Origin of the sequence: Aminobacter niigataensis (assembly GCF_014200015.1) — a bacterium.
In the GTDB taxonomy this organism is placed as follows: domain Bacteria; phylum Pseudomonadota; class Alphaproteobacteria; order Rhizobiales; family Rhizobiaceae; genus Aminobacter; species Aminobacter niigataensis.
This window is the reverse complement of record NZ_JACHOT010000001.1, coordinates 493,127-514,510: the sequence shown is the minus strand read 5'-3', so window position 1 is coordinate 514,510 and position 21,384 is coordinate 493,127. Positions and strand designations below refer to the sequence as shown.

Below are 21,384 nucleotides of genomic sequence, written 5' to 3'. Positions count from 1 at the left end.
AGTCGGAGGCCTCGCCGCAACAGCCAAACCGTGGGTCAGGCCGGTTTAGGCGAAAAGATCGACCAGTTCATCCTTTTGGTCAGTTGCTCCAGGGCGATCGAGCCAAGCATCGAATTGCCGCGTGCATTCAATCCCGGCGACCAGACAGCAATCGACGCCACGCCGGGTACGATCGCCAAGATGCCGCCGCCGACGCCGCTCTTGCCCGGAATGCCGACGCGGAAGGCGAATTCGCCAGAACCGTCATAATGGCCGCAGGTCAGCATCAGGGCATTGATGCGCTTGGCGCGCTCGCTCGAAATGACCGTGTGCCCCGACGAGGGAATACGGCCGGCATTTGCCAGGAAACGGCCCGCATTCGCCAGTTGCTGGCAGCTCATCGCGATGGCGCAGTGGTGGAAATAGACGCCCAGGGTCAATTCCGGCGCGTGATTGAGGTTGCCAAAACCCTTGAGGTAGTTTGCCAGGGCAAAGTTGCGGTAGCCGGTGGCACGCTCGGAACTGGCGACATCGCCATCGACCACGATCGAATCGTCGTCGGCAAGCGAGCGTACGAAACTCACGATCTCGCCGATCGCCTCGCGCGGCTGATGCCCGGCCAGGAGCACGTCGGATACGACGATTGCCCCGGCATTTATGAACGGGTTGCGCGGAATGCCCTCCTCCCGCTCCAACTGGACGATGGAGTTGAAGGGCGTGCCGGAGGGCTCCCTTCCGACGCGCTTCCACAAGGTGTCGCCGACACGCCCCAGGGCCAGCGCCAGCGTGAATACCTTGGAAATGCTCTGGACAGAGAAAGGCTCGTCGGCGTCACCCGCCACCAACACTTCGCCGTCGGTCAAGGTGACGGCTATGCCGAACTTGTTCGGATCGACCTTGCCGAGTTGCGGAATGTAGGATGCGACCTCGCCGCGGTCCGGATGTCCGGCCATCTCCGCGACGATCTCGTCGAGGACCTCTCTCAAACTAGGCATCTTTTATCCCGAAATCTTCCCGGCCCGAATCGCGCTCGTGTTCGACAATCGGCGCTCCGCGAAAGCAAGACAAGCTTGCCGGCGCCAGCGGACAAGGCTGGAATTGCGTTTACGGCATTCGGGAAAGAAACAGCCTCTTGCCGGGAACCGGCATAAGGATTTCGCCTCGTCTTGCATGAAGAATTCAGCGGAAGTCTTTGAGAAGACTTGGTGGGTGCGACAGGGATCGAACCTGTGACCCGCTGATTAAGAGTCAGCTGCTCTACCAACTGAGCTACGCACCCACACGACCGGTGAACCGACCGTGGCCGGCATATAGCCAAGCCCTTTTGCGCTGTCCACCCCACCGGTCGCTTTTTCTTCAAGTCGGCAAAAATTCCTTCGCTTCAGACCAGAAGAACGCCTTCCGCGGTCCTTACGGCATGCCCGCCGATGCGCGCGGCGACAAGATTTCCACCCGATACGTCCAGTTCGAGCCTGATTCTCGACGGTCGGCCCATTTCGATTCCCTGTTCGATCCAGAATCGCTGCCCGCCGTCGGTCGGCTTGTCGAACAGCATGATCGCTCCGGCAAAGGCCGCCGCAGCCGAACCCGTAGCCGGATCCTCGTAGGACGGGCTGCCCGGCACGATCATTCGGGCATGGAAGGCGCTGGTATGGTCGATCGTCTCGCGGCAGTAGACATAGGCGCTGGCCACCGCGGATTCGCTTTTCTTCGGCGAAAACTCGAACCAGGCCTCGTTGTTGAACCGTACCCTTGATGCTGCCTTGATGTCTGCGACCGGCACGGTGATGTAGGGCACGCCAGCCGACCACAGCGAGACGCGGTGATTCTCGAAGCCGATTTCATGCGGCCCGAGCCCGAGTGCTGCACCGATCGCCTCGGCATCGGCCGACAGTGGCAGTTGTTGTGGCAGCTTGGGCAGGTCGAATTCGGCGAACAGCCCGCTGCCGACCTTGTCGACGGCGCAACGCACCAGGCCGATGTTCTCTTCAAGCACGAAAATGCCGGCCAGATCGCTGCTCTGCCCCATCTCCGACAAGGCGATGGCCGTACCGACCGTCGGATGCCCGGCAAAGGGCATCTCGTAGTCGGGCGTGAAGATGCGCACCCGCGCCTTGTGCTTGGGATTGTCGGGTGGCAGCACGAACGCCGTCTCTGACAGGTTGAATTGCCGGGCTATCGCCTGCATCGCGGCGGAATCGAGCCCCTTCGAATCGACAACGACCGCCAGCGGATTGCCTGCCAGTCTGTCCTGCGTGAAGACGTCGTAAATAAAATACTTGCGTCCGATCGTCATGTTTGCTCCTTCTGCGCCGGCAACATGAGCGAAATTTAATTTGAATTCCGGGACAACACGGCCGATCTGTGATCCTAGAGCATGACCCCGAACGGTGGGAACCGGTTTCGGAGAGATCGTGCTCGAGCAACAGGCTCTAAGTGGGTTTTCTCGAGCCATCAAAGGGGTCTGGCTTGGACCAGTTGGTAAATCGTCAGGATCAGGCAACCGCGCCATCCATCGAGACGGCACTCGGCCTCGACGGCAAGGGCCGAACCACGCGCCGGCGCAAGGGCTGGCTTTGGCTGATTCTGGCTTTGATTGCCGCCGGCTGCGCCTATGCCGGCTACTCCTGGCTCGGCGCACCTTCCGAGCGCGTCATCTACACCAGCCAGCCGGCCGAGGTCGGCGACATCACCGTCGAGGTCTCGGCGACAGGCAATCTGCAGCCCCTGACCCAGGTCGACATCTCGAGCGAGCTTTCAGGCGTCGTCCGTTCGGTCGCCGTCGTCGAGAACCAGCAGGTCAAGAAAGGCGACGTGCTGGCCGCACTCGACACTACCCGGCTTTCCGCCCAGATCGAGCGTGCCCAAGCTTCGGCAAAAGCCGCTGCCGCCAAGGTCGAAGACACCCGCACGACACTGTCGCAGAACACGCAGGCGTTGACCCGGGCGCAGGAATTGACACGGCGCGGCATGGCCACCACCCAGGCGCTCGAAGCCGCCACCGCCGAGCGCGACCGCGCCCAGAGCGCGCTCGATATGGCAGAGGCCAACCTTGCCATCGCCGAGGCCGACCTCAAGCTGCAGCAGGCTGACCTCGCCAAGAGCAGCATCTATGCCCCCATCGACGGCGTCGTGCTGACACGCTCGGTCAACCCGGGCCAGACGGTCGCGTCCTCCATGCAGGCGCCGGTGCTGTTCGTGCTCGCCGCCGACCTGTCCAAGATGGAGCTCAAGGCGGCCGTAGATGAGGCCGATATCGGCACGGTGGCCAAGGGCCAGCACGCGCGCTTCACCGTCGATGCCTTCCCCAACCGCAGTTTCGATGCCTCGATCCGCGACATCGCCTATGCCTCGGTCACCACCGACGGCGTGGTCACCTACAATGCGTGGCTCGATGTCGGCAACGACGAGTTGTTGCTGCGTCCAGGCATGACCGCCACCGTGTCGATCGTCACGCGCGAGGCCAAGGGTGTACTCACCGTTCCGGCGACCGCATTCCGCTACCGGCCGACCCCGACTGCGCGCAACGCCGGCTTCAGCCTGCAGAACGTGTTCCTGGGCCGGCCTTCGCGCGGGCCGACCGATCGCAGCCGCCCTGCTTCGACGCCTGCCGACGGCTCGCGCACGCTTTATGTGCTCAAGGACGGCGCCCCGGTTGCAGTCAGGGTCAAGACCGGAGCCACTGACGGCGACCGCACGGAGGTCATCTCCGGGCTCAGCGCCGGCGACAAGGTCATCACCGCCTCGACCTCATCCCGGGCGAACTGAGAACTGATATGAGCCCGGCTCCGCTCATCGTCTTCGACAAGGTCTGGAAGACCTACGGCCAGGGCGAGGCCGAGGTGCGCGCGCTCGCCGGCATCGATCTTGCCATCGGCCAGGGCGAGTTCGTCGCCATCATGGGCCCGTCCGGCTCAGGCAAGTCAACTGCAATGAACATCGTCGGCTGCCTCGATACGCCGACCTCCGGGCGCTACGGCTTCATGGGCGTCGACGCCGGCCGGCTCGACCGCAACCGCCGTGCGGAACTGCGCAATCTCTACATCGGCTTCGTTTTCCAGGGCTACAATCTGTTGCCGCGCACAACAGCGGTGGAAAATGTCGAGCTGCCGCTGATCTATCGTGGTGTGCCGGCCCAGGACCGGCGCGCGCTGGCCATGAAGGCGCTTGCCGAAGTCGGCCTCGAAGACCGCGAACACCACACCCCGGCCGAACTGTCCGGCGGCCAGCAGCAGCGCGTCGCGATCGCCCGCGCCATCGTCACGCGGCCGACGCTGCTTGTCGCCGACGAACCCACCGGCAATCTTGACACCGCCCGCAGCCACGAGATCATGCAATTGCTCACCCGCCTCAACGAGGAATACGGGCTGACCATCGTCATGGTCACCCACGAGGCCGACATCGCCGCCTATGCCGGCCGCACCATCTCCTTCCGCGACGGCCATGTCGCCTCCGACACCAAGAAGCTCGAGGCGGCATAGGCGATGATCTGGGAAACCGTCCGCCTCGCCCTTCGTTCGGTCCGCCGCAACGCGCTGCGTTCGTTCCTGACCCTGCTCGGCATCGTCATCGGCGTCGCCGCCGTCATCGCCATGCTGACCATCGGCAGCGGTACGACGCAAAAGGTCAAGGCGGACATCTCGCAACTCGGCAGCAACCTGCTCATCGTCCGCTCCGGCCGCCCCGCCGCCCCCGGCTCGGGACCGCAGCAGACAATCCGGCCGCTCGGCGAAAAAGAAGTCGCGGCCCTCGCAGCCCATCTCGAAGGCGTCCGCGCGGTCTCGCCGGCGTCGCAGAAGCAGGTGCGCGTCGTGTTCGGCACGGAGAGCCTGACCTCCTCGATCACCGGCACCGACAATGCCTATCTCGACGCACGCGACTGGAAGGTGACCTCGGGCCGATCGTTCAGCGAATCAGAGGTGCGTGGCGGCATCAATGCCTGCCTGATCGGTGAAACCGTGCGCCGCCAGTTCTTCGGTGCGGGCGATCCCGATGGCGCCAGCATCCGCATCGGCCGCATGAGTTGCAAGGTCGTCGGCCTGCTCGAACCCAAGGGTTATTCCGGGTTCGGCCAGGACCAGGACAATGTCGTATTGATGCCGCTTTCCGCCTTCCAGCGCCGCATCGCCGGCAATCGCGACATCGAAACGATCTATGTCGCCGCCGACGACGCCACGCCGACCCAGGTGGTGCAGACCCGCATCGAAGACATCATGCGCGACGTCAGGCGCGTCACCGCCGACCGGGAGGACGATTTCTCGGTCCGTGACATGACCCAGATCGCCGACGCCATGGCCAGCGCCACCGCCACCATGACCGGCATGCTGGGTGCCGTCGCCGGTGTCAGCCTGCTTGTCGGCGGCATCGGCATCATGAACATCATGCTGGTGTCGGTCACCGAGCGTACTCGCGAGATCGGCATCCGCCTCGCCATCGGCGCGCATGAAAAGCATATCCTGATCCAGTTCCTGGTCGAAGCCACGGTACTGTCGCTGCTCGGCGGGCTGATCGGCATCGCCATCGGCTTGGCTCTGGCGGGTGCTGCATCCCTGGCGCTGTCCATTCCGTTCGTGCCCAGCCTGGCTGTGGTGCTGCTCGCAGTCGGCTTCTCGGCACTGATCGGCATGGTGTTCGGCTTCTTCCCGGCACTGCGTGGCGCCCGCCTCGATCCGATCGAGGCACTGCGCCACGAATAGGGCTATTCCTTCAGCACGGTGTTTGAGGTGCCTTCCTCCACCTGGTCGATGACCAGAAGCTTGACCGGCTCCGCGCCGACATTTGCGCCCTGGTGCCACTCGCCGATCATTTCGACGATGAAGTCGCCGGCCTTGTAGCTGGTGCCTTTGCCGGTATCGACATTGGTCACCTGCAATTGCCCTTCGAGTACATAGGCGTAGCGCGCGGACGGGTGCTTGTGCACCGGCAGCGTGGCGCCCGGCGGTATCTCGAAGGAAGAGACCAGCACCTGCACGTTCTTCTGCGGCAGCACGATCGGTTGGCCGCTCGCCGTGGTGGTAACCGACGCTAAGGGCGTCACCACAACCTTTGCGGCGGCAGGACTGCTGTCGAGCGCCTCCGAACTGCTGCTTGAAAACAGCACGACCGTACAAACGGCCGCCAACAGGCCATTGCGGACAATAGATCTGATCATGAAATCTCCCCCTGAAATTGCGCCGACAGTGCGCCTGGGGCAAGCCGGCATCAAGGGGTTCTAGGCGAGACGGACTTGGCCATTGGAGAAATGCCATTCCGCCAGCGGGCGCATATGCGGCATCAGGCCTTCGGGCAGGTCGTCCATGCCACGAATGATCACCGGACCTTCGATCTCAGGATCGGGATCGTCCGCGACGAACCTCGTTATCTGAGCAGCCAGTTCGTCGGCTGTCTCGGCGGCACGGTAGCACCGCACGATCGCCGTGCCGCTTTCTACCGAAAGCGCATGGCAGCGCGCCTCGCGGCTGGCCGTGCCAAGGTCGAGTCCGGTTTCCTCGCGCACCTCGCGCGCCATGTTGTAGTCGAGGTCGACCAGACCGTCGCGAAAATCCTCCGGCTCGAAGGAACCAGCGGCGAAATAGACCTTGCCGGCATTGGCCGTGTGCGCGCCCATGCGGATCGCCACCAGCGCGTTGTCGCTCGAGATCAGCATGGCATGCGCGAAGGCGTGCTCGGCGCTCGTCACCGGCTTCAGCTTGCGCCACAGCATGAAGGTCGAGTAGCGGATGGCATGGCAGCGGCCGGTCAGCCGGTTGTCGCCATAGGCGAGTTCCGACAACAGCATCACCGTGCCGTCGAAAAGGGCTGGCCGCGCTGCCTTCTCCTCTGCCCAGTTTGCCACGATGGCTTCGGCATTGTCGCGCTCGAACGGATGAGGCTCCGGATCGAGGCGCACGTCGACCACGTCGACCGGCAGGATTTGGTTGCGCGGAATGTCGAATGCCAAGGCTTGGCCTCTCAGGTGATGTCGAGGGTCACGGCCACCGGGCAATGGTCCGAGGCCTTCGGCCTGTCCCAGCCGGCACGCGGATAGCGTTCCACCTCCTGCCCGGGCGGGAAGATGGTGCGCCAGGGCTGGCCGCGGCGGACGATGTCGGGCACGACTTGGGCGTTTGTCTTCGCCAGCGCCGGCGACAACAGGATGTAGTCGAGCTGGCACAGGTGCCGCTCCAGCGGTCCGCGCGTATGGTAGAGCGTCCAGCGCTCCATTTCGGGCCGCCTTTCGACGACGTTCTCGGCAAAACCGTCGGCCAGGAACACGTCGAGGCATGAGGCCGTCTCGTGGACCGGCGTGAAACTGTAGCCCTGATAGGCATCGCCGCCGATGACCAGCCGCTCACGATAGTCGTTCATGTCGCCGCAGATCACCCAGCGTCGCTCGCCGACATGGTCCTTGCCGAAACGGTCCTCGATGATCCGCCGCACCGCCTTGGCCTCGGCAACGCGGATCGGCATCGTCGCATCGCGGCCGTTCAGCCCGTTCCGCGGCGAGCCCATCGACTTGAAATGCACCGAGTAGATGGTCAGCGGCTTGCCGCCGATCTTGACGTCGATCTCCAGGCAGTCGCGCCGGAAGATCCGTTCGAAGGGCTCCTGGCCGAGGCTTGCCAGTTCCGGCGTGTGCAGCCCGAATTCCTCGAAGGTGACATGGGCATGGCTGGTCATGCGCACGAATTCGATCGGCTGCCCATGCGCGGTCTCCGCCCGCATCATCACCGCCACGTCGATGCCGCGCGAATCATTGCCCGAGGTCGTGTATTTGTGCTGGTAGCCCTGCCCCACCATCTTGAAGAGATAGCCGTATTCGAACGCCTTCAGCGCTTCGATGTTGTCGACCTCCTGCAGGCAGATGATATCGGCGCGGGTCTCGGCGATCGCCAGCGCAGTCAGCTGGCGCATGTCGTCGGCATGCGCGATGGCCCGCGCCTGCTCCAGCAGCCGGTACTCGGCCTCGCTGCGTATCTCGAACAGGGCGAGCGTCCGATCCTCGTTGAGCTGGTTGCGGTAGCCGGAATAATCGAACCTGTTCATCAGGTTCTCGACATTGAAGGTGGCAAGGCGCAGCGACATGACCGCGAGCATTGCCTTCATGTCGGGTCAAACACAAGAGCCCAATCACAAGCCCACAGGGAAGCTGCATTGTTCATTTCCCGTTCAGGCTGAAAGGCAGAAAATGCCCTATCTCCATCGAAATTTGGGGGCATGGAGCCTTTGGGATTCGGATATCAGGAGACCACCATGAAACTCTCATCCTTCGCACGTTCAGGGCTTGTGGCACTCGGGCTCGTCACCGGCCTGCCCTTGGCGGCTTCGGCCGGCCCCATCAACTTCGGCCAGGTGCATTCGACCGCCCCGCAGGCCGTGCCGAATGTCATCCCCGCCCAGAGCCATTTCTGCCCGCCCGGCACTGGCTGCTACGCGCGCCGCGACGGCTGGCGCGGAGACAGGGGACGCCACGGCAACTGGCGCGGTGATCGTTGGCGTGATGACTGGCGCTGGCGGAATCGTCCGCACAGGCGCCATTGGCGCGGCGGCACCGGGATCTATCTGAATTTCGGCATTCCGGCCTACCGTTACTACGAGCCGCGCTACTACCAGCCACGTTATGTCCAGCCGCGCCGTGTCTATCGCGGCGGACTGTCTTCGGTGCATGTCCGGTGGTGCTACGACCGCTACCGCTCGTACCGCGCCTGGGACAACACGTTCCAGCCCTATAACGGGCCACGCCAGCAGTGCTGGTCGCCCTACAGCTGACGCACTCGGCTGCGGCGCCAGCCAGATCGGCGCCGCGGCAAACCTCATATTTACACGTCCGTGCTACGGCGTCCGCAGCGCGCGGTCGTTGACCGCACACGCATGGACCTGACGAATGAGCGACGACGCAGAAAACAACAACCGGCGCGAGCATCGCAATCGCGTGCTCAAGGGCGCCACCATCATTACCGGTGTCGCCAATTCCGAAATCAGCGTCACGGTGCGCAACATGCACCAGAACGGCGCCGAGTTGCGCATCAGTGCCGACGCACGCGTCCCCGAGCGCTTCCTGCTCTATGTTCCGGTGGACGGCATCGGCTACCGCGCCGTCGTGCGCTGGCGCAAGAACGACCGCGTCGGCGTGCAGTTCGAGGGCACCGAGCCGAAACCGGCCTGGCACTACGGCTGAACAACCAATTCATGGGCACCAGCAATAAAAAAAGGCCGGCGGATCGCTCCGCCGGCCTTTTCCTTGCAGCTGTCGCTGCAGGGCTTCTTAGTTCTTGGCCTTGTCGACCAGCTGGTTCTTGGCGATCCAGGGCATCATCGCGCGCAGCTTGGCGCCGACTTCCTCGATCTGGTGGCTGTCGTTGTTGCGGCGGATGCCCTTGAAGCGGGCAGCACCCGAACGGTATTCCTGCATCCACTCCGAGGTGAACTTGCCGGTCTGGATGTCCTTGAGGACGCGCTTCATCTCGGCCTTGGTCTCGTCGGTGATGATGCGCGGACCGGTCACGTACTCGCCCCACTCGGCGGTGTTCGAGATCGAGTAGTTCATGTTGGCGATGCCGCCTTCATAGATCAGGTCGACGATCAGCTTCACTTCGTGCAGGCACTCGAAATAGGCCATCTCGGGGGCATAGCCGCCCTCGACCAGCGTCTCGAAGCCGGCGCGGATCAGCTCGACCAGGCCGCCGCAGAGCACGACCTGCTCACCGAACAGATCGGTCTCGCACTCTTCCTTGAAGTTGGTCTCGATGATGCCCGAGCGGCCGCCGCCGACGCCGCAGGCGTAGCTGAGGCCGAGGTCGAGCGCATTGCCCGAAGCGTCCTGGTGAACGGCAACCAGGCACGGCACGCCGCCGCCCTTCTGGTATTCGCCGCGCACGGTGTGACCCGGGCCCTTCGGCGCGACCATCAGCACGTCGACGGTCTTCTTCGGCTCGATCAGGCCGAAATGCACGTTGAGGCCGTGGGCGAAAGCGATCGCAGCGCCGTCACGGATGTTCGGAGCGATCTCGTCGCGATAGATGTCGGCCTGCAGTTCGTCAGGCGTCGCCATCATCATCAGGTCGGCCCACTTGGCGGCTTCCGCGACCGTCATCACCTTGAGGCCGTCGGCCTCGACCTTCTTGGCGGTCGCCGAGCCGGCCTTGAGGCCGACGACGAGTTCCTTGGCGCCCGAATCCTTGAGGTTCAGCGCGTGCGCGCGGCCCTGGCTGCCATAGCCGATGATGGCGACCTTCTTGCCCTTGATCAGATTGAGATCGGCATCACGATCGTAATAGACACGCATTGGGTGGGTTCCTTCCCGGTTTAGATTAGAGGGCCTTGGGCCCGGTTTTCGCTCCGTGGAGAGCAAGAAACTGCTGCGTTGCGCGCGCGGCATCGCCGTCGATCCCCGCATCAGTCAATTCCAGCCGGTCGCCGAGCAACAGACGTATCTGCACGTCCCGCGCAACCAGCCCGAAAAAGGTCCGGAACGCCTCTTCGGCGTCGTCGAATTCGAGAAGCCCCGCCTCGCGGCCGGCTTCCAACACCGGCTTGAGCCTGCGGCCAAGCGCAAAACGGCCGCGCTCGAGCACGATGGCGCCAAGGTCGCGCTTGTCCGAGCCCGCATGCACGACCGCAACGCGATTGAGCGCGACCGACGTGTCGCTTGAAATCACCCTAAGCCAATCGGAGGCAAAGCGCTCGAGGCTGGCGGTCAGTGAGACGAGGTCAAGGCCCTTGCGGTCCACCGGCGGCACGCGCACCTTCGAGGCCTGCCATTGCACGGTGGCCGTCAGCAGTCCGTCACGGTCGCCGAACCATTTGTAGAGCGTTTCCTTGGAGCAGCTGGCACGCCGGGCAACGGCGGTCATGGTCAGCCGGTCACCCTCTTCGACGAGCAGGCGCAGCACCGCATCGAGCACGTCCTGCTGACGCGCCGTCGGCCCCTCGCCTTCCATCATCTCGGTGACTGCCTGCAGCATCTTCGCCTGCCGTGGATCTCGGTCCGGCTATCCTCACAAGAGCCGTACCGTACGTTACGGTTCGGCTTATGCCGTAAATTTCATGGCCTCGCAATGGGCAAGTTCGCCCATGTCCGAATTTTGTCGTCGGCCACGAAATTTGGATACACCCGTCCGCCACCAGCAAGACGGGTGACAGCGCAATCGCACAACGCTGCGTTTATGCGCCAGCCTCTATCCGACGTTGCTCAGCAGTGCCGAAAACTAGTTCAGCTTGACCAGCGCCACGCGGCGGTTCTTGGCCCGTCCTTCGTCATTGTCGTTGCTGGCGACCGGCGCCATCATGCCGGCGCCTGCCGCCGTCAGACGTCCGCCGTCGATGCCGAATTGCGAAACAAGAGCCGCTTTCACCGCAGCGGCGCGGCGATTGGACAGGTCGATGTTGTAGTCGAACTTGCCCTGGTTGTCGGTGTGGCCGACCACGGCCACCGCAAGTGCCGGATCGTCGCCCAGCAGCTTGGCGATCTCCTTCAGCGTCGGCTCCGACTCGGGCTTGATGTCGGCCTTGTCGGTGTCGAAAAAGATGCCGTAGAGCGCAATTCCGCCGCTGGTCGACAATGAGTCCGCCATCTTGGCGGCTTCCACCAGCACCATCTTCTTGTCGCGCGCCTTGGGCTCCAGCACGTGGACAATGGCAACCGTTCGCGCATTCAGCTCCTTGCAGTAGAGGTCATCGAGCAGCTGGAAGGTCTGCACCGTGACATAAGCGTCGCCGCCGTCGCGCGGAACCTTGGCGGTGAAATAGCGCTGGTCGGCGACCCCTGACGACGCCACACAGGCGGCGTTCGAGAACGCGTCGACGCCGAGGTCGCTGTCGTAGAAGAAGTTCATCATCAGGCTCATGTCGCCGCCGCCGCTGGAAGCCGAGCGCGAGGCGTCGCCACCGCATTCCTCCTTCTTGCATTCGAACACCACCTCGCCGCCGGCGGCCTGCACCACGTCTTGGTAGTTGCGCAGCACCTCGAGCGGCGAACGGCCGTCCGGCAGCACATAGAACAGGCGGGTGAGCGATCCCTCGACCTCTTCCGCCTTCTCCGGCTTGAACACCCGGTTGTTGTTCTTGTCGCGCTTTTCCGGATCTGGGTCCGCCTTCAGCGGCGCCAGCGGCACGCTGAAATCCGTATAGTCGAGCTTCTGGTGGTAGACGATGAACGAGCCTTCATAGCGTTTGGCAAGCGCATTGTCGGCGGCTCCCTCGATGTCGGCGGTGGGAACCGTCGCATCCGCCAGCACCGGCATGCAGCCCAGGGCGAGCAGAGCCATGGCCGCCACCGCCTTTCGAATTCCACGCAGCATGAGTCCCGACATCACAGCCCCCTCGGTTGAATGTGACGCAACGTAACCACAACCGCAGCGCGGCTCAAGCCGGGATCCGGACAGCTCTTTCTTCGCCGCTATTCATCCAATCCGTCTCCTTGAGGCCGGCGGGGCCAAACGGGTCGATCAGCGTGCCGGCAACGATCGAAGCCAGAAGCTGCGGCGCCGGCGGGATCCTGGCAACTGTCGCCACCAGCCGATCGCGCAGGAGTGGCAACAGCAGCAAGTCCGACTGGTAGAAAGGCGTGAAGGCCAAGGACAGCGCCTGGAACAGCCTGACGTGCCAGCGTCGCGCCCGAACATAGAACGCAAGCGCCGCATCCATGTCGCCTGCCTGCCTCAATGCATGGGCGAGTGCCGCCGCATCGAGCAGAGCCATGTTCGCGCCCTGCCCCAGTTGCGGGCTGGTCGAATGCGCGGCATCGCCAATGACGGCAAAGCCGCGTGCCGCAGGTTGTGCCAACGTGTGGTGGCCATAGCGGGCCAGCGTCAGCTGATCGAAATCCTCGATCTGGTCGAGATAGGCCTGGCACTCAGGCCACAGCCTTGCCACCTCGGCCTTCCAGGCAGCCAGTCCTTGGGCTTGCACGCGTTCGGACTCAGCCGGCTTCAGGCTCCAGAAGAACGCCGCCATCTTGCGCCCGTCCGGTTCCGCGCGGCCGATGGGCAAGACACCGATCATCACGCTGGCGCGACGATAGCGCTGCGTCAGTGCGTTTTCGTCGAATCCTTCGCCACACCAGTCGAGCGACGCCCAGAACGCGCCATAGGCGAGCGGTTTCGGCTCGCCTTCGAGGCCCGCGCTGCGGCGCAACTTGGAGCGCGAGCCGGTCGCGTCCACGACGAGGTCGAACGATCCGAGGCCACGCCCAGCCGCATCAAGCAGCCGCGGCTGCTCGCCAGGCTCCACCGCCTCGAGTTCGACGTCGGTAATGATTTCGATGCCGGCGCGTCGAGCCGCGCGATAGAGTGTGCCGAACAGCGCCGCACGATGGACGGCGATGCCGAAACGCCCACCTGGCCGGGCGTCGTAGCGCACGTCGAGCACAGTGCGCCCGCTCTTGGCATCGGTGCCGTGCAGCCGGTCGATGCGGCTGCCAAGTGTCGAGATTTCGCCGAGCAGGCCCAGATCCTCGAGCACGGTCAGTCCTGTCGGCTGCACGATAAGACCCGACCCAACCGGCCTCGGCTCGGCAAAGCGTTCGAAAACGGTGACGCGATGGCCGTCGCGCTGCAGGTAGAGGGCCGCAGCGAGCCCGGCGGGCCCGGCACCGGCAATTGCAATGTGAAGATTTCGACCGTTCATGCGCCACCCCATCCGCAGCAAAGGTTCACGGATGGGCCGTGCTTGGCAATGCTTCACTTCGCCGTAGTGGTGCTCAGTCCAGGCCTCAGATCGACACCTGGGTACCGACCTCGACCACACGCCCGGTCGGAATCTGGAAGTACTCGGTCGCGTCGGCTGCCGTACGAGCCAGCCCGATGAACAGCCTGTCCTGCCACACCGGCATGCCGGAATTGGGCGACGCCTTGAGCGACCGCCGCGACAGGAAGAACGACGTCGTCATGATGTCGAACTTCCAGCCCTGCTTGCGGCAGATGGCCAGCGCCTTGGGGATGTTCGGCTGCTCCATGTAGCCGAATTTCAGCTTCACGCGCATGAACAGCTCGTTGACCTGCTCCATCTTCACCCGTTCGCTGTCGGGGACGATGGGCTGCTGCGCCGTCACCACCGACAGGATGACGTTCTGCTCGTGCAGCACCTTGTAGTGCTTGAGGCTGTGCATCAGCGCGGTCGGCGCGCTGTCGGGATCGCTGGTCAGGAACACCGCTGTGCCGGGCACCAGATGCGGCTTCTTCTTGATCAGGCTGCCAGCCAGGAAGTCGAGCGGAATTTCGTTCTTGCGCGTCTTGTCGAAGAGATAGCGGCTGCCGCGCACCCAGGTCCACATGATCAGGATGATCGTGAAAGCGACCGCCAGCGATGCCCAGCCGCCCTCGAACACCTTGACGATGTTGGAAGCGAAGAAGCCGATGTCGATCAGGCCGAATATCGAGATCGCCACGACGACGGCGGCGACCCGCCAGCGCCAGATGCGCAGCATCACCACCGAAAGCAGCAGCGTCGTCACCAGCATGTTGCCGGTGACCGAAATGCCGTAGGCCGAGGCGAGCGCACTCGATTCGCCGAATCCGACGACCAGCAGCATCACCACCAAAGCCAAAAGCAAGTTGACGCGCGGCATGTAGATCTGGCCCTGCGTCGTCTCCGACGTGTGCTGGATGACCAGGCGGGGCAGCATGTTGAGCTGCACGGCCTGGCGTGTCAGCGAATAGGCGCCGGTGATCACCGCTTGGCTGGCGATGACGGTCGCGGCCGTTGCCAGCACCACCATCGGCACCAGCATCCAGCCCTCGTTCATTTCAAAGAACGGATGGCCCACCGTGCCGTCATGCGAGAGCACGAAGGCGCCCTGGCCGACATAGTTGAGCAGCAGGCAGGGAAAGACGATGCACAGCCAGGCCAGCACGATCGGCCTGCGGCCGAAATGGCCGAGGTCGGCATAAAGCGCCTCGGCACCGGTCACGGCAAGGAAGATCGCGCCGATGGTGACGAACGACACCTCGGGCTGGTTGACCAGGAACTGCACGATGTAGATCGGGTTGACCGCCAGCAGGATTTCCGGATCGTCGGCTATGTGGACAATGCCGGAATAGCCGATGGCCAGGAACCAGACCAGGGTGATCGGCCCGAACACGATCGCCACGCCGCCACTGCCGAAGCGCTGGACTGAAAACAGCGCCGCCAGGATCACCAGCGTCAGCGGCACGACGTAAGGCTGGAACGCCGGCGTGACGACATTCATGCCCTCGACCGCCGACAGTACCGAAATCGCCGGCGTGATCACCGCATCGCCGTAGAACAGTGCGGCGCCGACCATGCCGAGCGCCAGGATGATGCCCGAGCGCTTGGGCAGGCTGCGCCTTGCCAGCGCCATCAGCGACAGCGTGCCGCCCTCGCCCCGGTTGTGCGCCCGAAGCACGAACATCACGTATTTGACGGTGACGATGATGGTCAGCGCCCAGATGATGAGCGACAGCACGCCGAGAATGTCTTCGCGGGAAGCGACCTCGCCGCCCGCCGACGCCACCAGTGCCTCGCGGAACGCGTAGATCGGGCTCGTGCCGATATCGCCGAAGACGACGCCGAGTGCGCCGAGCACGAGAATCCTGATGTCGTGGGAATGACCGTCCGTCTGGACCGGCTGCCCGCTCGCGTTCGCCTTGTCAGGGCCGGCATCGATCATGGACAACTCTCCGTGAAGCCGCGGGGCTCTACGCTTGCTGCAGCGCAAAAGCAACAGCTGTTTTGCGACAGCTAATGTTCCGCCCTTGCAGTCGGCATATGCCTTCTACCACCCGCAGGCGTTCAGATATCGCTTGATCGTGCCGCTCATGCCGTATTCCAGCGCGTCTGCCGTCAGGCCATGGCCGATGGACACTTCGGCCAGCTTGGGGATGCTGCGCATCAGCTGCGGCAGGTTGTCGACGACGAGGTCGTGACCGGCATTGACCGCGAGGCCGGCAGCGATTGCCGCATCTGCGGTTTTAGCAAGCATTTCCAGTTGCTTCGCTGCCCCGGCTAGATCATCGTGACACGCGCCGTATGGCCCGGTGAACAGCTCGATCCGGTCCGCGCCCGTGTCGCGGGCAGCGTTGACGCTGGAAGGGTCGGCATCGGCAAACAGGGAGACGCGGAAGCCGCCCTTCTTGAGCCGTGCCACCACCGGCTTGAGCAGACCCGCCTGGGTGGCAAAGTCCCAGCCATGGTCGGAGGTCGCCTGCGACGGATCGTCCGGCACCAGCGTCACCTGTTCCGGCTGGTGCTTCTCGACCAGTTGGAGGAAGTCTTCGCTCGGGTAGCCTTCGATGTTGAACTCTGCCTTTGGAAATTCGTCGTCGATCAGCGCCCGGATCTCGGGCACGTCGGAAAAGCGGATGTGGCGCTGGTCCGGACGCGGATGCACCGTCAGCCCATGCGCACCGGCGGCAAGTGCCAGGCGGCCGAGGCCGGTGACACTAGGCCATGGCAGGTCGCGCCGGTTGCGCAGCATGGCGATGGCATTGACGTTCACGGAGAGCTTGGCGGGCATCGGCAACTCACGGCAAATCTTGAGACGAACGCACGTAACACGCCTTGGCCGGGAACAGAGAGCGCTTTTATGTGTTCCAATGACGTTGCGGCCAAAAACCGCCAGACGGCCATCGAGGAGGACACCAATGAAATCCATGGATGCCCCGCCGCCTTTCCGGCGCATCGACACCGACAACAACGAGGTCTTTGCCTTCGAGATCGTCGGCCATTTCACCCAGGCCGACATCGAAAACGCCTACGGCCTGCTGGACGCGGCCTATGAAGGCCACGACAAGATCGACGTTCTGCTGCGCGCGACAGGATATGACGGCTTCGACTGGTCGGCGCTTTTCGATCCCCTTACCTTCAAGGGCAAGATGAAGGCGCTGCATCACATCAGGCGCTATGCGCTGGTCGGTGGCCCAGCCTGGATGGGACCGGTGGTCGGCCTGTTTGCGCCGCTCACCTCGATCGAAACCAGGCATTTCGCCGACGCCGACGAAGCCAAGGCGTGGCAATGGCTTGGCGCAAGCCCGATCGAATAGCCTGCGGTCATACTCCAGTCACGGCCGCGCGCCAGACAGCCTCCATCATGCCCAACATCCGCATCATAGATTCGATCACTGCACCCGGCTCCATCAGCCGCCCGAACGAGGACAGCGCCGGCGGCAACGCCACATGCGCCTTCGTCATCGACGGCGCCACCGGCCTCGGCGGAGACAGCCTCCTCGGCCTGCACGGCTCCGACGCCGCCTGGCTGGCCCGGTTTGCCCAGAGCACGTTCGAAGAGCTGGCCCGCAACGGCCGCCCCATGACCGATGTCGTGCGCGAGCTCAATCAACGCGCTGCCAATGTCGTGCACGAGGCGGCCCCTGCGCTGCCGATCGAGCCATGGAACCTGCCGGTGGCAAGCTTCCAGATGGTCCGCATCGAAGGCGACGACATCGTCACCCACGGCCTGGGCGACTGCCGGCTGTTCCTGCTCGGCACCGACGGCGGCACCTTCAGCACCAGCGCCATCAAGGGTGCCTCCGCCCAGGAGCGCGACGGCGCGCGTGCGGCTATCGCTCATGCCGGCGGATTTGCCACCCATCAGGCGTTGGCCGATGCACCGGGCGTGCGCGAAGAACTGCGTCGCCACCGCGCCGGCTACAACCGCACCGGAGGCTCCGTCTGGACGCTCGGCATCGAGCCGTCTGCCGCCGAGCACCTTGTCACCGAAAGGCTCGAGCCCTCGCTGCCGGCCAGGGGTCTGCTCTGCAGCGACGGCTTCGCCGCGCTCGTCGACCAATATGGCCGCTACGACATTGCGGAATTCGTCGGCGCCGCAACCACTGCTGGCCTTGCTCCGCTGCTTGCAGAATTGCGCCACATCGAACTGACCGAAGACCCCGACGGCAAGCAGTTCCCTCGTTTCAAAGTCAGCGACGATGCGACTGCCGTATTTTTCGAGATCGTTGCCTGACGGCGAGCACTACCGAACGATCGTCAGCTGTTCGGCCGCACGGGTAATCGCCGTGTAGAGCCAGCGCTGGCGCGTGTCCTTGAAGGCCCAGCTCTCGTCGAACAGCACGACATTGTTCCACTGCGAGCCCTGCGCCTTGTGCACCGTCAGCGCGTAGCCATAATCGAAGTCGTCGTAGCGCTTCTTGGTACCCCAGGGGATTTCGTCGTCCGGGCTCTCGAACACCTGCTTCAAAAGCTTGATCTTGGCCAAGCCGCGATCGGGATCGTCTTCCTCCGGCGACACTAGAAGATTGATGCCTGGCTTCACCGTTTCGCGCGACGAGGTCATCACCTTCCACAACGAACCGTTGAGCAGGCCCTTGGCCGGGTCGTTGCGCAGGCAAACCAGCTTGTCACCAGCTTGCGGGTAGCCGGCTGTAAAACCCTTGAGCTCGCGCAGCCTCTGGTTGTAGCGCCGACGCGTGCGGTTGGTCCCGACCAGAACCTGGTCGGCGCCCAGCACCAGATCCTGGTTCACATCTTCCTTGCCGATCACCTGGGCAGTGCCGTAGTCGCCGCGCATGAACTCGCGGCCCTCGCGCACGTCGAGCGCCAGCCGGATGATCGGGTTGTCGCGCGCCTGGCGGTGGATTTCGGTCAACAGGAAGTCCGGCTCGTGCTCGGTGAAGAAGCCGCCGCCCGAAATCGGCGGCAGCTGCGCAGGGTCGCCCAGCACCAGCACCGGGGTGCCGAACGTCAAAAGATCGCGGCCGAGCTGCTCGTCGACCATCGAGCATTCGTCGATCACCACGAGCTTGGCCTTGGCGATCGGACTTTGGCGATTGAGCGAGAAGGTCGGCGACATCGAGGTCTTGCCGGTCGCCTCGTCGGCAACCGCCTCCTCGCCCTTCGGCCGGTAGATCAGCGAATGGATGGTGCGCGCATTGGTGGCGCCCTTCGAGCGCAGTACCTGGGCGGCCTTGCCGGTGAAGGCAGCGAACTGCACCTGGCCGTCGACATGCTCGGCGAAATAGCGCGCCAGCGTCGTCTTGCCGGTGCCGGCATAGCCGAACAGCCGGAAAACCTGCGGCTTTCCCGATTTGAGCCAGCGCGCCACGGCCTGCAGCGCATCGTCTTGCTGAGGAGAGAATTCCATGGGTTTGACTGACAGGATTCGGCGGCGAAGGGCAAGGGATTTGCCGGTTCAGTCGAGTCCGTTCGGGGAAAATCAACTGGCCTGCAACGCCCGGCCTGCCGCACACCCCATCAGATCAAGATTGCGATAAATGGTCTCTGGAACCCTAAAGAAAGCTGTGTCCCGATAGCTCCAGATGAATACATCGCCATCCTTGCGATAGACTGCATGAACATCGAACTGAAATTCCTCTCCAGCGATTGCAACCGAAGAAGAGAAAAATCGACTGTCGAAGCAGTCGGCATTCGCGGCGTCGACGGCGGCGCTCATCAACTGGCTTGTTCTCACTTCCGCCGATAGGACGAAGAAAAAAAGAAAAGCGAAATTCGCCACCAGCAATTTCCACGACAGCGATTCCAAAGGCTCCGCCCGATGCACAAGAATTCCTGCAACAACCGCGCAAGAGAGGCCAGCCAGAAATGGCAGCCAAACGAAGCCCCAGTATTTGAAGTAATATCCCGGCAGCAAAAAAAGTAACGGCGGGAACGCAAAACCACCAAGAAACTGGAAGTTCCAGAGCGAGGCTGCGGCCCAAAAAAACCAAACGGTGGCAACAGCTCCAAAAAATCTACCCAATACCTGCCCCAGATGAACGCAATGCAGACCGCTGAATATTCCAAAACTATGACAGCATCTTACCGAAAAATCGCTGAATACAAGGAGGGATTGCGGCGAGCCTATCAAATTCAGGTATCCGACAGGAACCTCAGCGTTTTGCCGGATCGTTCTCCAGCAGGATCGGCTGGCCATGCGGCGTGGCGTGCGCGGCACGTCGCCAGGCCGCGGCAACCGCATCGACCTCGTCGTGCCCTGCCAAGCCCTTCTCGGCCATCAGGCGCTCAAGGGCGGCAAGCCAACGTGCGTAATAGTCGCTGCCGTCGGCAGCCGCGCCAGGCTTCTTCACTTCAACCGAAAGACGTTCGGCCCATTCCTTCCATGTGAACAGGCCGCGCTCATGCAACGCCACCACCATTGCGAAAGCCTCGGCCTGCCACGGCTCGGCAAAGACCGGTGCATCGAGCCCCTCGGTCCCAACCGCTAGCCGCACCTCATGCTGGTTCAAGATAGCTCTCCCAGGCGTCTATGCTGACCTCAAGCGTCGGATCAGCCCCCTCGCCCCACAATTCGCCTGCGGTGAAAGCCACCGTATAGAGCCATTGCGGGTTCTCGCCGCGGCCATGCGCGTTGGTATCGGGAAAGACAAAACCTTCGCGCACCGCGTCGATCACCCCCTCCTTGCCGCGGGCATAACGCGGCAGGCGGGTATGGCCGGTGGGGTGAAAGTTCCTGGTCCGCACGCGTTGCCCGACCGCAAACCGCACCGGTACGGCGACCGGTCGATCGCAAGGCCCGCCTTTCGCCAAAACGGCCGGTACGTTCTCCGCTTTCAGCACCCGCTTGGGTTTCGCTGCCGTATCGACGGCATCACTCGCCGCGAGGTCGTTGGCTGTCACGAAGTTGTGCCGTTTGACCAGTTGTTCCAGCGCCTTGATCCAGATTTCGTAATAACTCGACGCATAATAATCGGCTGGATGCAGGCATTCCCGCGCATGCCGGCTTTCGTCGATGTTCCAGGCGCCCATGGCGCCTGCCGTCAGCGTCACGCCCAGCGCCCGCTTTTCCCATTCGGAATGGAAATAGGGTTCGTCCTTTTCAGGCGCCACCGGGCCAAAACCCATCTGCCCGCCGAGATCGTGGGGGCCGTTCATGCCGCCTCCCGCGCGACGCCGGTGCCGATCATCGAATCCCGCGTCACCAGGTCGGCCAGCCGCTCTTCGCGCCAGCCTTCGGTGCCCGCCGGCCGCTGCGGCACGACGAGATAGCGCAGCTCGGCGGTCGAATCCCAGACGCGGATCTTCTTGTCCTTGGGCAGCGAAAGTCCGAATTCTTCCAGCACGCCGCGCGGATCGATGACCGCTCTGCTGCGATATGGCGGCGCCTTGTACCAGACCGGCGGCAAGCCGAGCACCGACCAAGGGTAGCAGGAGCACAGCGTGCAGACGACGAGATTGTGGGTCTCGTCGGTGTTGAACACCGCCTGCATGTGCTCGCCCTGGCGGCCGGTGAAGCCGAGCGAGGCGATCGCCGCTGTCGCGTCGCGCTTCAACCATTCGGCGAAATCCGGCTCGCTCCAGGCCTTCGCCACCACGGCGGCACCGTTACGCGGCCCCACCTTGGTCTCGTAGGTGTCGACGATGACGTCGATCGCCGCCGGATCGATCAGCCCCTTGCGGGTCAGGATCGTCTCCAGCGCCCGCACCCGGGCAGCCATGGGGTCGAGCTCGTTGTCGTGATGGTGATGGTGTGACATGGACGGAAGCTATGCCCGC

Annotated in this window: 23 protein-coding genes and 1 tRNA gene; 7 read left to right on the top strand and 17 right to left on the bottom strand. The window is 63.5% G+C overall.

The annotated features are described in order from the left end of the window. Positions 1 to 35 precede the first annotated feature (35 nt). From GGQ99_RS02570 to GGQ99_RS02560, 3 genes are all read right to left on the bottom strand, one after another. A complete protein-coding gene (locus GGQ99_RS02570) occupies positions 36 to 974 on the bottom strand; it encodes a glutaminase (protein WP_183260480.1) in 939 nt (312 codons plus the stop codon). Positions 975 to 1,182: 208 nt separating this feature from the next. Then, a tRNA-Lys gene (locus GGQ99_RS02565) sits at positions 1,183 to 1,258 on the bottom strand. Between the two features lie 102 nt (positions 1,259 to 1,360). Further along, positions 1,361 to 2,275, bottom strand: a complete 915-nt coding sequence (locus GGQ99_RS02560) for a PhzF family phenazine biosynthesis protein (protein ID WP_183260478.1) — start codon at positions 2,273 to 2,275, stop codon at positions 1,361 to 1,363. 173 nt (positions 2,276 to 2,448) lie between these two features. On the opposite strand from GGQ99_RS02560, the gene GGQ99_RS02555 reads away from it, so the two are divergent. The 3 genes from GGQ99_RS02555 to GGQ99_RS02545 are packed head-to-tail and all read left to right on the top strand — an operon-like array spanning position 2,449 to position 5,675. Further along, positions 2,449 to 3,747: an efflux RND transporter periplasmic adaptor subunit gene (locus GGQ99_RS02555; RefSeq protein WP_183260476.1), complete on the top strand. Its 1,299-nt coding sequence runs from the start codon at positions 2,449 to 2,451 to the stop codon at positions 3,745 to 3,747. Positions 3,748 to 3,755: 8 nt separating this feature from the next. Beyond that, positions 3,756 to 4,460: an ABC transporter ATP-binding protein gene (locus tag GGQ99_RS02550; RefSeq protein WP_108607702.1), complete on the top strand. Its 705-nt coding sequence runs from the start codon at positions 3,756 to 3,758 to the stop codon at positions 4,458 to 4,460. A 3-nt stretch (positions 4,461 to 4,463) separates the two neighbouring features. Further along, positions 4,464 to 5,675: an ABC transporter permease gene (locus tag GGQ99_RS02545; RefSeq protein ID WP_183260474.1), complete on the top strand. Its 1,212-nt coding sequence runs from the start codon at positions 4,464 to 4,466 to the stop codon at positions 5,673 to 5,675. Positions 5,676 to 5,677: 2 nt separating this feature from the next. On the opposite strand, the gene GGQ99_RS02540 is transcribed toward GGQ99_RS02545, so the two are convergent. The 3 genes from GGQ99_RS02540 to GGQ99_RS02530 are packed head-to-tail and all read right to left on the bottom strand — an operon-like array spanning position 5,678 to position 8,043. Continuing rightward, positions 5,678 to 6,130: a cupin domain-containing protein gene (locus tag GGQ99_RS02540; RefSeq protein WP_183260472.1), complete on the bottom strand. Its 453-nt coding sequence runs from the start codon at positions 6,128 to 6,130 to the stop codon at positions 5,678 to 5,680. A gap of 60 nt (positions 6,131 to 6,190) precedes the next feature. Further along, positions 6,191 to 6,919 (bottom strand): NUDIX hydrolase, encoded by a 729-nt coding sequence (locus GGQ99_RS02535; RefSeq protein WP_183260470.1) that lies wholly within the window; start codon positions 6,917 to 6,919, stop codon positions 6,191 to 6,193. 11 nt (positions 6,920 to 6,930) lie between these two features. Further along, positions 6,931 to 8,043, bottom strand: a complete 1,113-nt coding sequence (locus tag GGQ99_RS02530) for an endonuclease/exonuclease/phosphatase family protein (protein WP_108609843.1) — start codon at positions 8,041 to 8,043, stop codon at positions 6,931 to 6,933. A gap of 168 nt (positions 8,044 to 8,211) precedes the next feature. On the opposite strand from GGQ99_RS02530, the gene GGQ99_RS02525 reads away from it, so the two are divergent. Together GGQ99_RS02525 and GGQ99_RS02520 are read left to right on the top strand one after the other, a co-directional pair. Further along, positions 8,212 to 8,727 (top strand): BA14K family protein, encoded by a 516-nt coding sequence (locus tag GGQ99_RS02525; protein ID WP_183260468.1) that lies wholly within the window; start codon positions 8,212 to 8,214, stop codon positions 8,725 to 8,727. A gap of 115 nt (positions 8,728 to 8,842) precedes the next feature. Then, a complete protein-coding gene (locus GGQ99_RS02520) occupies positions 8,843 to 9,136 on the top strand; it encodes a PilZ domain-containing protein (RefSeq protein WP_183260466.1) in 294 nt (97 codons plus the stop codon). 87 nt (positions 9,137 to 9,223) lie between these two features. Here the strand turns inward: GGQ99_RS02520 and ilvC are convergent, their stop codons facing one another. From ilvC to GGQ99_RS02490, 6 genes are all read right to left on the bottom strand, one after another. Continuing rightward, complete coding sequence (ilvC, locus tag GGQ99_RS02515; RefSeq protein ID WP_108607697.1) at positions 9,224 to 10,243, bottom strand: ketol-acid reductoisomerase; 1,020 nt, start codon at positions 10,241 to 10,243, stop codon at positions 9,224 to 9,226. A 25-nt stretch (positions 10,244 to 10,268) separates the two neighbouring features. Next, complete coding sequence (locus GGQ99_RS02510; RefSeq protein WP_183260465.1) at positions 10,269 to 10,922, bottom strand: TetR/AcrR family transcriptional regulator; 654 nt, start codon at positions 10,920 to 10,922, stop codon at positions 10,269 to 10,271. A 243-nt stretch (positions 10,923 to 11,165) separates the two neighbouring features. Further along, the gene (locus tag GGQ99_RS02505; protein ID WP_246389385.1) at positions 11,166 to 12,269 is read right to left on the bottom strand and encodes an OmpA family protein; all 1,104 of its coding nucleotides are present in this window, start codon (positions 12,267 to 12,269) and stop codon (positions 11,166 to 11,168) included. Positions 12,270 to 12,321: 52 nt separating this feature from the next. After that, positions 12,322 to 13,584: an FAD-dependent oxidoreductase gene (locus GGQ99_RS02500; protein WP_183260462.1), complete on the bottom strand. Its 1,263-nt coding sequence runs from the start codon at positions 13,582 to 13,584 to the stop codon at positions 12,322 to 12,324. Positions 13,585 to 13,669: 85 nt separating this feature from the next. Then, entirely contained in the window at positions 13,670 to 15,586 is a 1,917-nt protein-coding gene (locus GGQ99_RS02495) for a potassium transporter Kup (protein ID WP_183260460.1), read from the bottom strand. A 105-nt stretch (positions 15,587 to 15,691) separates the two neighbouring features. Next, positions 15,692 to 16,432, bottom strand: a complete 741-nt coding sequence (locus GGQ99_RS02490) for a pyridoxine 5'-phosphate synthase (protein ID WP_183260458.1) — start codon at positions 16,430 to 16,432, stop codon at positions 15,692 to 15,694. 127 nt (positions 16,433 to 16,559) lie between these two features. Here GGQ99_RS02490 and GGQ99_RS02485 point away from each other — a divergent pair, with 127 nt between their 5' ends. Together GGQ99_RS02485 and GGQ99_RS02480 are read left to right on the top strand one after the other, a co-directional pair. After that, entirely contained in the window at positions 16,560 to 16,958 is a 399-nt protein-coding gene (locus GGQ99_RS02485; protein WP_183260457.1) for a SpoIIAA family protein, read from the top strand. Between the two features lie 47 nt (positions 16,959 to 17,005). Next, positions 17,006 to 17,878, top strand: a complete 873-nt coding sequence (locus tag GGQ99_RS02480; RefSeq protein WP_183260455.1) for a hypothetical protein — start codon at positions 17,006 to 17,008, stop codon at positions 17,876 to 17,878. A gap of 9 nt (positions 17,879 to 17,887) precedes the next feature. Here GGQ99_RS02480 and GGQ99_RS02475 read toward each other — a convergent pair whose 3' ends face one another. The 5 genes from GGQ99_RS02475 to nthA all read right to left on the bottom strand — a co-directional run bounded on the left by GGQ99_RS02475 (position 17,888) and on the right by nthA (position 21,365). Continuing rightward, positions 17,888 to 19,015, bottom strand: a complete 1,128-nt coding sequence (locus GGQ99_RS02475; RefSeq protein WP_183260453.1) for an ATP-dependent DNA helicase — start codon at positions 19,013 to 19,015, stop codon at positions 17,888 to 17,890. A gap of 72 nt (positions 19,016 to 19,087) precedes the next feature. Continuing rightward, positions 19,088 to 19,630, bottom strand: coding sequence for a hypothetical protein (locus GGQ99_RS02470; RefSeq protein WP_183260451.1), 543 nt, complete (start codon positions 19,628 to 19,630; stop codon positions 19,088 to 19,090). Positions 19,631 to 19,760: 130 nt separating this feature from the next. After that, positions 19,761 to 20,117, bottom strand: coding sequence for a nitrile hydratase accessory protein (locus GGQ99_RS02465; RefSeq protein ID WP_183260449.1), 357 nt, complete (start codon positions 20,115 to 20,117; stop codon positions 19,761 to 19,763). Then, entirely contained in the window at positions 20,104 to 20,763 is a 660-nt protein-coding gene (gene nthB / locus GGQ99_RS02460; RefSeq protein ID WP_183260447.1) for a nitrile hydratase subunit beta, read from the bottom strand. Before nthB ends, GGQ99_RS02465 begins: the two co-directional genes overlap by 14 nt. Continuing rightward, the gene (gene nthA, locus GGQ99_RS02455; RefSeq protein WP_183260446.1) at positions 20,760 to 21,365 is read right to left on the bottom strand and encodes a nitrile hydratase subunit alpha; all 606 of its coding nucleotides are present in this window, start codon (positions 21,363 to 21,365) and stop codon (positions 20,760 to 20,762) included. Before nthA ends, nthB begins: the two co-directional genes overlap by 4 nt. Positions 21,366 to 21,384 lie beyond the last annotated feature (19 nt).